General features: G+C 57.6%; 13 protein-coding genes and 2 tRNA genes. 14 read left to right on the top strand and 1 reads right to left on the bottom strand.

From position 1 onward, the window contains the following. Positions 1–16 precede the first annotated feature (16 nt). The 3 genes from carB to AU074_RS04880 are packed head-to-tail and all read left to right on the top strand — an operon-like array spanning position 17 to position 4144. The gene (carB, locus tag AU074_RS04890; RefSeq protein ID WP_076013758.1) at positions 17–3238 is read left to right on the top strand and encodes a carbamoyl-phosphate synthase large subunit; all 3222 of its coding nucleotides are present in this window, start codon (positions 17–19) and stop codon (positions 3236–3238) included. After that, positions 3235–3711, top strand: coding sequence for a transcription elongation factor GreA (gene greA, locus AU074_RS04885; protein ID WP_076013757.1), 477 nt, complete (start codon positions 3235–3237; stop codon positions 3709–3711). The genes carB and greA overlap by 4 nt, the downstream gene beginning before the upstream one ends. A 28-nt stretch (positions 3712–3739) precedes the next feature. Continuing rightward, positions 3740–4144, top strand: coding sequence for an MFS transporter (locus tag AU074_RS04880; RefSeq protein ID WP_076013756.1), 405 nt, complete (start codon positions 3740–3742; stop codon positions 4142–4144). 8 nt (positions 4145–4152) lie between these two features. On the opposite strand, the gene yhbY is transcribed toward AU074_RS04880, so the two are convergent. Continuing rightward, positions 4153–4461: a ribosome assembly RNA-binding protein YhbY gene (yhbY, locus tag AU074_RS04875; protein ID WP_076013755.1), complete on the bottom strand. Its 309-nt coding sequence runs from the start codon at positions 4459–4461 to the stop codon at positions 4153–4155. 105 nt (positions 4462–4566) lie between these two features. Between yhbY and rlmE the strand changes: the two genes are divergently transcribed. The 11 genes from rlmE to infB all read left to right on the top strand — a co-directional run bounded on the left by rlmE (position 4567) and on the right by infB (position 15710). After that, a complete protein-coding gene (gene rlmE, locus AU074_RS04870; protein WP_003212203.1) occupies positions 4567–5217 on the top strand; it encodes a 23S rRNA (uridine(2552)-2'-O)-methyltransferase RlmE in 651 nt (216 codons plus the stop codon). 200 nt (positions 5218–5417) lie between these two features. Then, on the top strand, positions 5418–7328 hold the full coding sequence (gene ftsH / locus AU074_RS04865; protein WP_076013754.1) for an ATP-dependent zinc metalloprotease FtsH: 1911 nt from the start codon (positions 5418–5420) through the stop codon (positions 7326–7328). An 8-nt stretch (positions 7329–7336) separates the two neighbouring features. Further along, on the top strand, positions 7337–8188 hold the full coding sequence (folP, locus tag AU074_RS04860) for a dihydropteroate synthase (protein ID WP_076013753.1): 852 nt from the start codon (positions 7337–7339) through the stop codon (positions 8186–8188). Positions 8189–8204: 16 nt separating this feature from the next. After that, complete coding sequence (gene glmM / locus AU074_RS04855) at positions 8205–9542, top strand: phosphoglucosamine mutase (protein ID WP_003212196.1); 1338 nt, start codon at positions 8205–8207, stop codon at positions 9540–9542. A gap of 66 nt (positions 9543–9608) precedes the next feature. Beyond that, positions 9609–10364: a triose-phosphate isomerase gene (tpiA, locus tag AU074_RS04850; RefSeq protein ID WP_010174326.1), complete on the top strand. Its 756-nt coding sequence runs from the start codon at positions 9609–9611 to the stop codon at positions 10362–10364. Between the two features lie 4 nt (positions 10365–10368). Beyond that, the gene (gene secG, locus AU074_RS04845; RefSeq protein WP_026078118.1) at positions 10369–10752 is read left to right on the top strand and encodes a preprotein translocase subunit SecG; all 384 of its coding nucleotides are present in this window, start codon (positions 10369–10371) and stop codon (positions 10750–10752) included. A gap of 21 nt (positions 10753–10773) precedes the next feature. Continuing rightward, positions 10774–10859: transfer RNA gene (locus AU074_RS04840), tRNA-Leu, on the top strand. Positions 10860–10955: 96 nt separating this feature from the next. Beyond that, positions 10956–11032 (top strand) — tRNA-Met (locus AU074_RS04835). Positions 11033–11172: 140 nt separating this feature from the next. Beyond that, positions 11173–11631: a ribosome maturation factor RimP gene (gene rimP / locus AU074_RS04830; RefSeq protein ID WP_159442625.1), complete on the top strand. Its 459-nt coding sequence runs from the start codon at positions 11173–11175 to the stop codon at positions 11629–11631. Positions 11632–11678: 47 nt separating this feature from the next. Then, on the top strand, positions 11679–13160 hold the full coding sequence (nusA, locus tag AU074_RS04825; protein ID WP_076013751.1) for a transcription termination factor NusA: 1482 nt from the start codon (positions 11679–11681) through the stop codon (positions 13158–13160). A gap of 27 nt (positions 13161–13187) precedes the next feature. Continuing rightward, complete coding sequence (gene infB, locus AU074_RS04820; RefSeq protein WP_076013750.1) at positions 13188–15710, top strand: translation initiation factor IF-2; 2523 nt, start codon at positions 13188–13190, stop codon at positions 15708–15710. Positions 15711–15756: the final 46 nt, after the last annotated feature.

Genomic DNA, 15756 nt, shown 5'->3' with positions numbered 1-15756 from the left:
TTTGAGTGACAAACCCATGCCAAAACGTACAGACATAAAAAGCATCCTGATTCTCGGCGCTGGCCCGATCGTGATCGGCCAGGCCTGCGAATTCGACTACTCCGGCGCCCAGGCCTGTAAAGCCCTGCGCGAAGAGGGTTATCGCGTCATCCTGGTGAACTCCAACCCGGCCACCATCATGACCGACCCGGACATGGCCGACGCCACCTACATCGAGCCGATCAAGTGGCAGACCGTTGCCAAGATCATCGAAAAAGAGCGTCCGGACGCGCTGCTGCCAACCATGGGTGGCCAGACCGCTCTGAACTGCGCACTGGACCTTGAGCGCGAAGGCGTCCTGGAGAAGTTCGGCGTAGAGATGATCGGCGCCAATGCCGACACCATCGACAAGGCTGAAGACCGTTCGCGTTTCGACAAGGCCATGAAGTCCATCGGCCTTGATTGCCCGCGTTCCGGTATCGCCCACAGCATGGAAGAGGCCAATGCGGTCCTCGAGAAGCTTGGCTTCCCGTGCATCATCCGGCCGTCCTTCACCATGGGCGGCACCGGTGGCGGTATCGCCTACAACCGTGAAGAGTTCGAAGAAATCTGCGCCCGCGGTCTGGACTTGTCTCCGACCAAAGAGCTGCTGATCGACGAATCCCTGATCGGCTGGAAAGAATATGAGATGGAGGTTGTCCGCGATAAGAAGGACAACTGCATCATCGTTTGCTCGATCGAAAACTTTGACCCAATGGGCGTGCACACCGGTGACTCGATCACCGTTGCGCCGGCACAGACCCTGACGGACAAGGAATACCAGATCATGCGTAACGCCTCTTTGGCGGTACTGCGTGAGATTGGCGTGGAAACCGGTGGCTCCAACGTCCAGTTCGGCATCTGCCCGGACACTGGCCGCATGGTTGTGATCGAGATGAACCCGCGTGTATCGCGTTCTTCGGCGCTGGCATCGAAAGCTACCGGCTTCCCGATTGCGCGCATCGCTGCCAAGTTGGCGATCGGTTACACATTGGACGAGCTGCAGAACGAAATCACTGGCGGCGCGACGCCGGCATCCTTCGAGCCGTCGATCGACTACGTCGTCACCAAGCTGCCACGCTTCGCTTTCGAGAAATTCCCGAAAGCCGACGCCCGTCTGACCACTCAGATGAAGTCGGTCGGTGAAGTCATGGCCATCGGCCGGACCTTCCAGGAGTCCCTGCAGAAAGCCCTGCGTGGCCTGGAAGTGGGTGTTTGCGGCCTGGACGAGAAACTCGACCTGAGCAATCCGGAAAGCATGAGCGTGCTCAAGCGCGAGCTGACCGTGCCGGGTGCCGAGCGTATCTGGTACGTGGCCGATGCTTTCCGCGCCGGCATGACCGTCGAAGACATCTTCGGCATGAACATGATCGACCCGTGGTTCCTGGTACAGATCGAAGATCTGATCAAGGAAGAAGAGAAGGTCAAGACCCTCGGTCTGTCTTCTATCGACCGCGACCTGATGTTCCGCCTCAAGCGCAAAGGCTTCTCCGACATGCGTTTGGCCAAGCTGCTGGGCGTGACCGAAAAGAACCTGCGCACGCATCGCCACAAGCTGGATATCTTCCCGGTCTACAAGCGCGTTGATACCTGTGCGGCCGAGTTCGCAACCGACACGGCGTATATGTACTCCACCTACGAGGAGGAGTGCGAAGCAGCGCCGTCGGGCCGCGACAAAATCATGATCCTGGGTGGCGGTCCAAACCGTATCGGCCAAGGCATCGAGTTCGATTATTGCTGCGTACACGCCGCTCTCGCCCTGCGCGAAGACGGGTACGAGACCATCATGGTCAACTGCAACCCGGAAACTGTTTCCACCGACTACGACACTTCCGACCGTCTGTACTTCGAGCCGGTAACGCTGGAAGACGTACTGGAGATCTGCCGCGTCGAGAAGCCAAAAGGCGTGATCGTTCAGTACGGCGGCCAAACCCCGTTGAAACTGGCTCGCGCACTTGAAGCTGCTGGCGTACCGATCATCGGTACCAGCCCTGACGCTATCGACCGTGCCGAAGACCGTGAGCGCTTCCAGCAGATGGTTGAGCGCCTGAACCTGCGTCAGCCGCCAAACGCCACTGTGCGCAGCGAAGACGAAGCGATCCGCGCAGCGAGCAAGATTGGTTACCCGCTGGTGGTGCGTCCGTCCTACGTACTGGGCGGCCGGGCGATGGAAATCGTCTACGAAGAAGACGAACTCAAGCGTTACCTGCGTGATGCGGTGAAAGTGTCCAACGACAGCCCGGTGCTGCTGGACCACTTCCTTAACTGCGCCATCGAGATGGACGTGGATGCGGTCTGCGACGGCACCGATGTGGTGATCGGCGCGATCATGCAGCACATCGAACAGGCTGGCGTTCACTCCGGTGACTCCGCTTGCTCGCTGCCGCCGTACTCGCTGCCTGCGCACATCCAGGACGAGATGCGCGAACAGGTCAAGAAAATGGCCCTGGAACTGGGTGTGGTTGGCCTGATGAACGTACAGTTGGCGCTGCAAGGCGAAGACATCTACGTCATCGAAGTCAACCCGCGCGCTTCGCGTACCGTGCCATTTGTTTCCAAGTGCATCGGTGTGTCCCTGGCGATGATTGCAGCCCGTGTGATGGCCGGTAAGACCTTGAAGGAAATCGGTTTCACCAAGGAAATCATTCCGAACTTCTACAGCGTGAAAGAGGCGGTGTTCCCATTCGCCAAATTCCCTGGTGTGGACCCGATCCTGGGCCCAGAGATGAAGTCCACCGGTGAAGTGATGGGCGTGGGCGATACCTTCGGTGAAGCGTTCGCCAAAGCCCAGATGGGCGCCAGCGAAGTGCTGCCGACCGGCGGTACTGCGTTCATCAGCGTGCGCGATGATGACAAGCCACTGGTTGCGGGCGTGGCCCGTGATCTGATCAACTTGGGCTTCGAAGTCGTGGCTACTGCCGGGACCGCCAAGCTGATCGAGGCTGCCGGACTGAAAGTACGTCGCGTGAACAAGGTGACGGAAGGCCGTCCACACGTGGTCGACATGATCAAGAATGACGAAGTTACCCTGATCATCAACACCACCGAAGGTCGCCAGTCGATCGCGGACTCCTACTCCATTCGTCGTAACGCCTTGCAGCACAAGATCTACTGCACCACTACCATTGCTGCTGGCGAAGCTATCTGCGAAGCGCTCAAGTTCGGTCCTGAAAAAACCGTGCGTCGCTTGCAGGATCTACACGCAGGATTGAAGGCATGATCAAATACCCAATGACCGTCCAGGGCGCAAAAGCCCTGGAAGAAGAGCACGCTCACCTGACCAAGGTCGTCCGTCCGAAGCTGAGCCAGGACATCGGTACGGCCCGTGAACTGGGTGACCTGAAGGAAAACGCTGAATACCATGCTGCCCGCGAGCAGCAAGGTATGGTCGAGGCGCGTATCCGTGACATTGAAGGCCGTATGCAGAATGCGGTGATCATCGACGTCACGACCATTCCGAAGACCGGCAAGGTGATTTTCGGCACCACCGTGGAAATCGCCAACGTCGAGACTGACGAAAGCGTGGTTTACCACATCGTGGGTGAAGATGAGGCCGACTTCAAACTCGGCAAGATCTCCGTCGGTTCGCCGCTCGCCCGCGCCTTGATTGCCAAGGAAGAGGGGGATGTGGTGGCCGTCAAGACGCCTGGTGGCGTGATCGAGTACGAGATTGTCGAAGTTCGTCACATCTGAAAGACGGCGCCCGCTTCATGCGGGCGCCATGCTTTGGCAGTTTGCCCAGATGCTTTGGGTCGGCGGCCTATGGCTGTTACACATTGGTGTTCTGCCGGTGCTGGGCCTGATAGGCCTGGCACCGTTGCTGATCGATGAGGTCGGCGGATTACTGAGTGCGTTGCTGGTGGGGTTTGCAGCGGCGTGCGTGACGCTTCAGGCGCTGGTGCTGATCAAGGCCGAAGGCTTGGAGAGTTTGTGGCGGGATATACGCGGGCAACTGCTGTTGATGGCGCTGTATGCGTGCGCAATGTTTTGCGTAGTGCGCATCTTTCTGCCGGAAGCGTTGCGCTGGCAGCTGTTCAGCTATCTTGTGCTAGGGTTTTCCGGGTTGGTGCTGGTTGTACAGCCGGCGCCAGGATGGAGTGGCAGGGCGCGCGAAGCACGCCCGTGACCCTTATTTCACTTGAAGCGGTGTACGTTCGACAGTTGCTTGTTGACGCTGAAGTTCTTGCGATACAGCAGCGCCATCTTGCCGATGACCTGAACCAGGTCCGCTTTGCCAGCCTTGCACAGTTCTGCAATGGCTGCCAGGCGCGCCTCGCGATCAAGGATGCTGACCTTGATTTTGATCAGTTCGTGATCGCCCAATGCGCGTTCAAGTTCGGCTAACACACCTTCAGTCAAACCGTTGTCAGCCACAGTCAAAACTGGTTTCAGATGGTGGCCAATGGATTTGTACTGTTTCTTCTGCTCTTGAGTGAGCGGCATAATCTGACCCCTGCGTCTGATCTTGTAAAAAGCGGCGGCCAGTTTACCCGAGCGAGTCCGGGACCGCCCAGTTAATCACGACCCGTTTTATTTTCGAGGTGGCCCGTGGCCCGTTCCAAAACTAGCCTTAAGTGGCTGCAAGAGCATTTCAACGACCCTTACGTCAAAATGGCGCAAAAGGATGGCTACCGCTCCCGGGCCAGCTACAAGCTGCTGGAGATCCAGGAAAAGGACAAGTTGATCCGCCCTGGCATGAGCGTTATCGACCTGGGTGCCGCCCCGGGTGGCTGGTCCCAAGTGACCAGTCGTCTGATTGGTGGACAAGGTCGTTTGATTGCTTCCGATATCCTGGAAATGGACAGCATCCCGGACGTGACCTTTGTTCACGGCGATTTTACCCAGGATGAAGTGCTGGCACAGATACTGGAAGCCGTCGGTAATTCGCAGGTAGACCTTGTGATTTCCGATATGGCCCCCAATATGAGTGGATTACCAGCTGTTGATATGCCGCGAGCCATGTTCCTCTGCGAATTGGCACTGGATCTGGCGGGACGGGTACTACGTCCGGGTGGTGATTTTCTGGTCAAGGTCTTCCAGGGTGAAGGCTTCGACGAGTATCACAAGAACATCCGCAAGCTGTTCGACAAGGTACAGACACGTAAACCTGACTCTTCCCGGGACAGGTCCCGTGAGCAGTATTTGCTGGGTCGCGGCTTCCGTGGCATTGAAGGCGCTGCGAGTGAAGAGCGTTTTTGAGAAATTTGACGGAGGCGATAGGTTTTTTTATATCGCTTTCGTCACGAAGCTTTACGAATATTGTGTAGTCAAAGTTTCACAAAGGGTTACAGACGGCGCCTGCCAGAGTTGTAGGTAATGTAGTAAGTTAGGCCGGTGAATATCATGCGAAGCACGCGCCAGTAGCGGAGCTTGCTTCAGAGGGTAGTTAATTGAACGATATGGCAAAGAATCTTATCCTGTGGTTGATCATCGCGGCTGTCCTCGTGACGGTGATGAACAACTTCTCCAGCCCTAACGAGCCGCAGACCCTCAACTATTCCGACTTCATCCAGCAAGTTAAGGATGGCAAGGTCGAGCGCGTAGCAGTTGACGGCTACGTGATTACCGGCAAACGCAACGATGGCGACAGCTTCAAGACCATTCGTCCGGCAATCCAGGACAATGGCCTGATCGGCGACCTGGTGGATAACCATGTGGTCGTTGAAGGCAAACAGCCTGAACAGCAGAGCATCTGGACCCAGCTCCTGGTGGCCAGCTTCCCTATCCTGGTGATCATCGCCGTATTCATGTTCTTCATGCGCCAGATGCAAGGTGGTGCGGGAGGCAAGGGCGGGCCGATGAGCTTCGGCAAGAGCAAGGCGCGCCTGCTTTCCGAAGATCAGGTGAAAACCACCCTGGCTGACGTTGCTGGTTGCGACGAAGCCAAGGAAGAAGTGGGCGAGTTGGTTGAATTCCTGCGGGATCCGGGCAAGTTCCAGCGCCTGGGTGGTCGTATTCCTCGCGGCGTGCTGATGGTTGGCCCGCCAGGTACCGGTAAAACCCTGTTGGCCAAGGCCATTGCGGGCGAAGCCAAAGTACCTTTCTTCACCATTTCCGGTTCCGACTTCGTCGAAATGTTCGTCGGTGTCGGTGCCAGCCGTGTTCGCGATATGTTCGAACAGGCCAAGAAGCACGCGCCATGCATCATCTTCATCGATGAAATCGACGCCGTTGGTCGCCATCGTGGCGCCGGCATGGGTGGCGGTCATGATGAGCGTGAGCAAACTCTTAACCAGTTGCTGGTTGAGATGGACGGCTTCGAAATGAACGACGGCATCATCGTGATTGCTGCGACCAACCGTCCAGACGTACTCGACCCTGCGCTGTTGCGTCCGGGCCGTTTCGACCGTCAGGTTGTGGTTGGTCTGCCGGACATCCGCGGTCGTGAACAAATTCTGAAAGTGCACATGCGCAAAGTGCCAATGGGCGACGACGTGGCTCCGGCCGTGATTGCCCGTGGTACTCCAGGCTTCTCCGGTGCTGACCTTGCCAACCTGGTGAACGAGGCGTCGCTGTTTGCCGCGCGTACCGGCAAGCGCATCGTCGAAATGAAAGAGTTCGAACTGGCGAAAGACAAGATCATGATGGGCGCCGAGCGCAAATCCATGGTCATGTCCGAGAAAGAGAAGCAGAACACTGCTTATCACGAAGCCGGTCACGCCATTGTTGGTCGCGTTGTGCCTGAGCATGATCCGGTCTACAAGGTGTCGATCATTCCTCGTGGCCGGGCGCTGGGCGTTACCATGTTCCTGCCGGAAGAGGATCGCTACAGCCTCTCCAAGCGTGCCTTGATCAGCCAGATCTGCTCGCTGTATGGCGGCCGGATCGCGGAAGAGATGACCTTGGGCTTTGACGGTGTTACCACCGGCGCCTCCAACGACATCATGCGTGCCAGCCAGATTGCACGGAACATGGTGACCAAGTGGGGCCTGTCGGAAAAACTCGGTCCTTTGATGTATGCCGAGGAAGAAGGTGAAGTGTTCCTGGGTCGCGGTGGTGGCGGTCAAGCTGCCAGCTTCTCCGGCGAGACAGCCAAGCTGATCGATTCCGAAGTGCGCAGCATCATTGACCAGTGCTACGGCACGGCCAAGCAGATCCTCTCCGATAACCGTGACAAGCTCGACGCCATGGCGGATGCCCTGATGAAGTACGAGACCATTGATGCCGAGCAGATCGACGACATCATGGCCGGTCGTACGCCTCGCGAGCCTCGCGATTGGGAAGGTGGTTCGGGTACTTCGGGCACTCCGCCAGTAGTACAGAACGAGCGTCCTGAAGCCCCGATCGGCGGCCCGGCTGCTGACCATTAAGGTTTGAAATGACTTCTGCGTTGTCCTCGACCCGGTTGCCTTGCGGCAGCCGGGTTCTTGATTTGGCCCATACACACGTCATGGGCATTCTCAATGTAACCCCTGATTCCTTTTCCGACGGCGGCCGCTTCAGTCAGCTTGATGCTGCGCTGCGCCATGCGGAAGCTATGGTGGCTGCCGGGGCGACCCTGATTGATGTCGGTGGCGAATCGACCCGTCCCGGGGCGCGTGCAGTTTCTCCTCTGGAAGAGCTGGGGCGGGTTGCGCCGATTGTCGAGCGCATCCACCGAGAGCTGGATGTGATCATCTCTGTCGACACCTCGACGCCGGCCGTCATGCGCGAAACTGCGCGGCTGGGCGCCGGGTTGATCAACGATGTGCGTTCCTTGCAGCGAGACGGTGCCTTGGATGCCGCTGCCGCCACGGGCCTGCCAGTTTGCCTGATGCATATGCTCGGTGAGCCGGGGACGATGCAGGATGACCCGCATTACGACAACCTGGTCGGTGAGGTGAAAGGCTTCCTTGCCGAGCGCATGGCTCAATGTGCAGCCGTGGGGATTGCCCCTGAGCGGATAATCCTCGATCCGGGGTTTGGCTTTGCCAAAACCTTGCAGCACAATTTAAGTCTGTTCAAGCATATGGAATCCCTGCATGCCCTTGGTCGCCCTTTGTTGGTCGGCGTTTCGCGCAAGAGCATGATAGGTCTGGCGTTGAATCGTCCGGTGGGTGAGCGGCTGCATGGCGGCCTGGCACTTGCGGCACTTGCCGTGGTCAAGGGTGCACGTATCTTGCGCGTCCATGACGTGGCCGAGACGGTAGATGTGGTGCGAATGATCGCAGCGGTTGAATCAGCCGAATAAGAATGATGGAGCACTTATGACTAAAAAGTATTTTGGCACGGATGGCATTCGCGGTCGGGTCGGCGAATTTCCGATTACTCCCGATTTCATGCTCAAGCTGGGCTGGGCTGCCGGGATGGCGTTCCGCAGCATGGGTGCCTGCCGCATCCTGGTGGGCAAAGACACGCGTATCTCGGGTTACATGTTTGAGTCCGCGCTGGAGGCGGGTCTTTCTGCTGCCGGCGCTGATGTGATGCTGCTGGGGCCGATGCCTACGCCGGCGATCGCTTACCTGACGCGTACCTTCCACGCTGAAGCCGGTATTGTGATCAGTGCTTCGCACAATCCTCACGATGACAACGGTATCAAGTTCTTCTCGGGCCAGGGCACCAAGCTGCCGGACGAGATCGAGCACATGATCGAAGAGTTGCTGGATGCGCCGATGACCGTCGTTGAATCGAGCAAGCTGGGCAAGGTTTCACGAATTAACGACGCTTCTGGTCGTTACATCGAATTCTGCAAAAGCAGCGTACCAAGCAGTACCAATTTTGCCGGACTGAAAGTCGTCATCGACTGTGCTCACGGCGCGACCTACAAAGTGGCTCCGAGTGTGTTCAAGGAGCTTGGCGCAGACGTTACTGTGCTGTCGGCCCAGCCGAATGGCTTGAACATCAACGACAACTGCGGCTCGACTCATATGGGGCAGTTGCAGGCGGCTGTACTGGCTGAACATGCTGACCTGGGCATCGCGTTCGATGGTGATGGTGACCGGGTCTTGATGGTCGACCATACGGGCGCAATTGTTGATGGCGACGACCTGTTGTTCATCATTGCCCGCGACTTGCACGAGCGTAACAAGCTGCAAGGCGGTGTCGTCGGCACCTTGATGAGCAATCTAGGGCTGGAGCTGGCCCTGGCAGATCTGGGTATTCCGTTTGTGCGCGCCAATGTCGGTGACCGCTACGTGATTGCTGATCTGCTGGAGCGTAATTGGCAAGTGGGTGGCGAAAACTCTGGTCATATCGTCTGCTTCCAGCACACGACTACCGGAGATGCGATCATCGCCGCGCTGCAGGTGCTGCTGGCGCTGCGTCGTCGCGAAGAAAGCCTGGCCCAGGCGCGCCAAGCACTGCGCAAGTGCCCTCAAGTACTGCTCAACGTGCGCTTTGCGGGCGGTGACAACCCTATCGAGCATCCGGCCGTGAAAGAGGCCAGTGAGCGCGTCACTGCTGCGATGGCGGGTCGTGGTCGGGTCTTGTTGCGCAAGTCGGGTACCGAGCCTTTGGTGCGTGTCATGGTCGAAGGCGAGGACGAAACACAGGTTCGCGGCTATGCCGAAGAGCTGGCAAAACTGGTAACTGAAGTTTGCGCCTGAATTCGGCTTGCCAGTGATGATGTGGTTGGGTAACATCTGCGCCCACTTTGACCGACGAGGTACAGCATGCGTCGCACTATGGTAGCTGGTAACTGGAAGATGCACGGTACCCGCGCCAGTGTCGCTGAGCTGATCAACGGCCTTCGTCACTTGGCCTTGCCTGGCGGTGTTGATGTCGCGGTATTCCCGCCTTGCTTGTATATCAATCAAGTGATTGATGGCTTGAAAGGTAAGTCGATTCAGGTCGGCGCGCAGAACTCTGCGGTGGAATCCATGCAAGGTGCGTTGACCGGTGAGATTGCACCGAGTCAGCTGGTTGATGCGGGTTGCTCCCTGGTGCTTGTTGGGCACTCCGAGCGCCGCCAGATCATGGGCGAGCGTGATGGGACACTCAATCGCAAGTTCGCAGCGGCACAGGCTTGTGGCTTGATTCCGGTGTTGTGCATAGGGGAGACCCTTGAGCAGCGTGAGTCAGGTAAAACTCTTGAAGTTGTCGGGCGTCAGCTGGGCAGCATCATCGAGGAGCTGGGAGTCGGTGCCTTTGCAAATGCAGTAATCGCTTACGAGCCGGTCTGGGCCATTGGCACCGGGCTGACTGCTTCGCCGCAACAGGCGCAGGATGTGCACGCAGCCATCCGCGCGCAGTTGGCGGCAGAGAATTCTGAGGTCGCACGAGGTGTGCGGCTTCTATACGGCGGCAGCGTGAAGGCGGCCAATGCGGTCGAACTGTTCGGCATGCCGGATATCGATGGGGGGCTCATTGGTGGAGCTTCCCTGAATGCAGATGAGTTCGGTGCGATTTGTCGCGCCGCGGGAAACTGAAAAAATGCTGGAAACAGTCATCGTTGTTTTTCATCTGCTGGGTGCACTGGGCGTAGTTGCTCTGGTTTTGCTGCAGCAGGGTAAAGGTGCGGACGCTGGTGCGTCTTTCGGGGCAGGTGCTTCAAATACTGTGTTCGGAAGCCAAGGTTCCTCTACCTTTCTTAGTAAGTTTACTGCTATACTTGCCGCCGGTTTCTTCATAACCAGCTTGGGGTTAGGTTACTTTGCTAAAGAGAAAGCTCATGTGCTGACTCAAGTAGGTCTCCCAAATCCAGCAGTGTTGGAAGTACCAAAAGCAAAACCGGCTTCTGATGATGTCCCGGTGCTTCAAGAGCAAAAGTCGGCTACTCCAGCGACTGACGTACCTCCAGCTCAAGAGCAGAAGTAAGAAGGTTGTAAACGCTGTATTGCCGAGGTGGTGGAATTGGTAGACACGCAACCTTGAGGTGGTTGTGCCCATAGGGTGTAGGGGTTCGAGTCCCCTTCTCGGTACCAATTATCAGGAGAGCCCGCTGTTGCGGGCTTTCTTGTAGGTGGAAGGTTACATTGACCCTGTAAGGGATCGGTCGTATACTTCCGCCCCAGCTTTGTCGCGGGGTGGAGCAGTCTGGTAGCTCGTCGGGCTCATAACCCGAAGGTCGTCGGTTCAAATCCGGCCCCCGCAACCAGTTTTAGCGGAGCCCCTTTTAAGGGGCTTTTTGTTAGCTGGACACTTTCAACGCCGCTGTTCGACGGCGTTTCAAGGATGGGCGTTTCGCCCATTTTTTTATTTTGCACAGCATGCACATACATGCACGAGGGGGTTCAGGTGTCGAGCAAGCTAGAAGAGTTGCAGGCCTTGTTGGCCCCGGTGATCGTGGCCCTAGGCTATGAATGCTGGGGTATTGAGTTTTCGGCTCAAGGTCGCCACTCAATGTTGCGCGTTTATATCGATAAAGAGGGCGGCGTGCTGGTGGACGATTGTGCCATTGTCAGCCGTCAGATCAGCGGTGTCCTGGATGTTGAAGATCCGATCTCCGTTGAATACACCCTCGAAGTTTCCTCGCCTGGCATGGAACGCCCACTGTTCACTATTGATCAGTTTGCAAAATTTGCCGGTGAACAAGTGAAGATCAAGCTGCGTTCTCCCTTTGAAGGGCGACGCAACTTTCAGGGCCTTCTGCGCGGTGTAGAAGAGCAGGACGTCGTGGTGCAGGTAGAAGACCATGAGTTCCTGTTGCCGATCGATATGATCGACAAGGCCAACATTATTCCCAGTTTTGACTGAGACGCGGATCCCGCGGATCCAATGGCTTGCGAAAGGCGAGGCGTACGATGAGCAAAGAAGTACTGCTGGTTGTTGAGTCGGTATCCAATGAAAAGGGCGTACCGGCAAACGTGATTTTTGAAGCGCTGGAGCTGGCCCTGGCCACTGCTACCAAAAAGCGTTTTGAAGACGAAGTTGATCTGCGTGTGRAAATTAACCGCCACACCGGTGCCTACGAGACTTTCCGTCGCTGGACGGTCGTCGAAGAAGCCGATCTTGATGATCCGGCCATCGAAACCTGGCCGAGCAAGGTTGCTGAAACGCATCCGGGTGCCCAGGTCGGTGATGTCGTCGAAGAAAAGATCGAGTCCATCGAGTTCGGCCGCATCGCTGCACAGACTGCCAAGCAAGTCATCGTGCAGAAGGTCCGCGAAGCCGAGCGCGCTCAAGTCGTTGACGCTTATCGCGAGCGCCTGGGTGAAATCATCTCCGGCACCGTGAAAAAAGTCACCCGCGACAACGTGATCGTCGACCTGGGTAACAACGCTGAAGCGTTGCTGGCCCGCGAAGACATCATTTCTCGCGAAACTTTCCGGGTTGGCGTGCGTTTGCGTGCGCTGCTCAAGGAAATCCGCACCGAGAACCGCGGCCCTCAGTTGATCCTGTCGCGTACCGCGCCGGAAATGCTGATCGAGTTGTTCCGCATCGAAGTGCCGGAAATTGCCGAAGGCCTGATCGAAGTCATGGCTGCGTCCCGCGATCCGGGTTCGCGCGCCAAGATCGCGGTCCGCTCCAAGGACAAACGCATCGACCCGCAAGGTGCTTGCATTGGTATGCGCGGTTCGCGCGTCCAGGCAGTGTCGGGCGAATTGGGCGGTGAGCGTGTGGACATCGTCCTGTGGGACGATAACCCGGCGCAGTTTGTGATCAACGCAATGTCGCCAGCTGAAGTGGCGGCAATTATCGTTGACGAGGATGCCCATGCAATGGACATCGCCGTTGGCGCAGACAATCTGGCTCAGGCCATCGGTCGCGGTGGTCAGAACGTACGTTTGGCCAGCCAGTTGACCGGCTGGACCCTGAACGTGATGACCGAATCGGACATCCAGGCTAAGCAGCAAGCAGAAACCGGTGACATCCTGCGCAACTTCATCGACGAGCTGGAAGTCGACGAAGACCTGGCACAGGTGCTGGTAGATGAAGGCTTTACCAGCCTGGAAGAGATTGCCTACGTACCGTTGGAAGAAATGCTCAACATCGACGGCTTTGACGAAGACACCGTCAACGAGCTTCGCGCTCGGGCCAAGGATCGTTTGTTGACTAAAGCCATCGCTACTGAGGAAAAGCTGGCAGACGCCCATCCGGCCGAAGACCTGCTCTCGCTTGAGGGTATGGACAAGGATTTGGCGATGGAACTGGCGGTGCGCGGCGTAATTACCCGCGAAGACCTGGCCGAGCAGTCTATTGACGACCTGCTCGACATCGACGGCATTGACGATGATCGTGCCGGCAAGTTGATCATGGCCGCCCGAGCCCATTGGTTCGAGTAATTAGGCGCGGCCTGAGGAGAGAAGTGCATGACGCAAGTCACGGTGAAACAACTGGCCGATGAGGTCAAAACACCGGTAGAGCGCCTGTTGCAGCAGATGCGTGAGGCAGGTCTGCCGCACACCGCCGCCGACGAAGGTGTGAGCGATAGTGAGAAGCAGTCTTTGCTGACTCACTTGAAGAGCAGCCACAAGGCGAAAGTGGAAGAACCGCGCAAGATTACATTGCAGCGCAAAACCACCAGCACCCTGCGTGTTGCTGGTAGCAAGAGCATCAGCGTTGAAGTACGCAAGAAGAAAGTCTTCGTACAGCGCAGCCCGGAAGAAATCGAAGCCGAGCGCAAACGCGACCTGGAAGAACGTCGCGCAGTAGAAAATGCTGCTCGTCAGAAGGCTGAAGAAGAAGCCAAGCGTCGCGCCGAAGAAGAAGCGCGTCGCCAGCCTGCTGCTGCGCAACCTGCTAACACTGACGCAGTTGCCGCGCCTAGCGCGCCTGTAGAAGCTGTTCGTGAGGCCGCTCCGGTTGCCGCCGCGCCTGCTCCTGCAGCCGACGCTCGCAAACGCGAAGAGCCTCGTCGTCCGGACAAACCACGTGCCGACGATAACAATCGTCGTGGCAGTGGCGATGGTGAGCGCAAAAACGCTCCACATCGTGCTTCGGTCAAAGAGAAGGCGCCAGCGCCACGCGTTGCTCCACGTACTACCGACGAAGAAAGCGACAGCTTCCGTCGCGGTGGTCGCGGCAAGGCCAAGCTGAAAAAACGCAACGCCCACGGTTTCCAGAGCCCAACAGGCCCTGTCGTGCGTGATGTGCAGATCGGCGAGACCATCACTGTTGGCGACCTCGCCAATCAGATGTCGGTCAAGGCTGCTGAAATCATCAAGTTCATGTTCAAACTGGGTACCCCAGCGACCATCAACCAGGTACTGGATCAGGAAACTGCCCAACTGGTTGCTGAAGAGCTGGGCCACAAAGTGACCCTGGTCAGCGACACCGCCCTGGAAGATTCCCTGGCCGAGTCCCTGAAGTTTGAAGGCGAGACCTTCTCCCGTGCGCCAGTCGTGACCGTAATGGGCCACGTTGACCATGGTAAGACTTCGCTGCTCGACTATATCCGTCGTGCCAAGGTAGCTGCAGGCGAAGCCGGCGGCATCACCCAGCACATCGGTGCATACCACGTTGAAACCGAACGCGGCATGGTCACCTTCCTCGACACCCCTGGTCACGCCGCGTTTACCGCAATGCGTGCCCGTGGTGCCAAGGCGACTGACATCGTGATCCTGGTAGTTGCAGCGGACGACGGCGTAATGCCGCAGACCATTGAAGCTGTCCAGCACGCCAAGGCCGCTGGTGTTCCACTGGTTGTTGCAGTTAACAAAATCGACAAGCCGGGCGCCGATCTCGATCGCATCCGTAGCGAGCTGTCGGTTCACGGCGTGACTTCTGAAGAGTGGGGCGGTGATACGCCATTCGTTTCGGTTTCGGCGAAAGTCGGTACCGGTGTAGACGAACTGCTCGAAGCTGTTCTGCTGCAAGCCGAAGTTCTCGAACTGAAAGCAACTCCATCGGCCCCGGGTCGTGGTGTTGTGGTTGAATCGCGTCTCGACAAAGGTCGTGGCCCGGTTGCAACCGTTCTGGTTCAAGACGGTACCCTGCGCCAAGGCGACATGGTCCTGGTCGGTTCGAACTACGGCCGTGTACGTGCCATGCTCGACGAGAACGGCAAGCCAATCAAGGAAGCCGGTCCTTCCATCCCTGTCGAGATCCTCGGCCTGGACGGTACCCCGGACGCTGGCGACGAGATGAGCGTGCTGTCGGACGAGAAGAAAGCCCGTGAAGTGGCTCTGTTCCGTCAAGGCAAGTTCCGCGAAGTCAAGCTGGCCCGTGCTCACGCCGGCAAGCTGGAAAACATCTTCGAGAACATGGGCCAGGCAGAGAAGAAGACGCTTAACATCGTCCTCAAATCTGACGTTCGTGGTTCCCTCGAAGCGTTGAACGGCGCCTTGAATGGCCTGGGTAACGACGAAGTGCAAGTGCGTGTTGTCGGTGGCGGTGTCGGTGGTATCACCGAATCCGACGCCAACCTGGCACTGGCTTCCAACGCTGTACTGTTCGGCTTCAACGTGCGTGCCGATGCTGGCGCACGGAAGATCGTCGAGCAGGAAGGCCTGGACATGCGTTACTACAACGTCATCTACGACATCATCGAAGACGTCAAGAAAGCCCTCACCGGCATGCTTGGCAGCGACGTCCGGGAGAACATCCTGGGTGTGGCCGAGGTGCGTGACGTGTTCCGCTCGCCGAAATTCGGCGCGATCGCCGGTTGCATGGTTATCGAAGGTGTTGTGCACCGTAACCGTCCAATCCGTGTGCTGCGTGAAGACATCGTTATCTTCGAAGGCGAGCTGGAATCCCTGCGCCGCTTCAAGGATGACGCTTCCGAAGTACGTGCCGGCATGGAATGCGGTATCGGCGTCAAGAGCTACAACGACGTCAAAGCGGGTGACAAGATCGAAGTCTACGAGAAGGTTCAGGTTGCTCGCAGCCTCTAACTCGCGCACTTCAAGGGCCACGCGGCGCCCTGGCATGCAAATGCCT

Source organism: Pseudomonas sp. ATCC PTA-122608, assembly GCF_001952855.1.
Taxonomy (GTDB): domain Bacteria; phylum Pseudomonadota; class Gammaproteobacteria; order Pseudomonadales; family Pseudomonadaceae; genus Aquipseudomonas.
This window is presented reverse-complemented; position numbering and strand designations above follow the sequence as displayed.

Coding starts and splice junctions, on each gene's coding strand:
- tpiA (WP_010174326.1), top strand. CDS start 9,609: ATGCGTCGCACTATGGTAGCTGGTAACTGGAAGATGCACGGTACCCGC.
- folP (WP_076013753.1), top strand. CDS start 7,337: ATGACTTCTGCGTTGTCCTCGACCCGGTTGCCTTGCGGCAGCCGGGTT.
- greA (WP_076013757.1), top strand. CDS start 3,235: ATGATCAAATACCCAATGACCGTCCAGGGCGCAAAAGCCCTGGAAGAA.
- glmM (WP_003212196.1), top strand. CDS start 8,205: ATGACTAAAAAGTATTTTGGCACGGATGGCATTCGCGGTCGGGTCGGC.
- secG (WP_026078118.1), top strand. CDS start 10,369: ATGCTGGAAACAGTCATCGTTGTTTTTCATCTGCTGGGTGCACTGGGC.
- ftsH (WP_076013754.1), top strand. CDS start 5,418: ATGGCAAAGAATCTTATCCTGTGGTTGATCATCGCGGCTGTCCTCGTG.
- yhbY (WP_076013755.1), bottom strand. CDS start 4,461: ATGCCGCTCACTCAAGAGCAGAAGAAACAGTACAAATCCATTGGCCAC.
- AU074_RS04880 (WP_076013756.1), top strand. CDS start 3,740: ATGCTTTGGCAGTTTGCCCAGATGCTTTGGGTCGGCGGCCTATGGCTG.
- carB (WP_076013758.1), top strand. CDS start 17: ATGCCAAAACGTACAGACATAAAAAGCATCCTGATTCTCGGCGCTGGC.
- infB (WP_076013750.1), top strand. CDS start 13,188: ATGACGCAAGTCACGGTGAAACAACTGGCCGATGAGGTCAAAACACCG.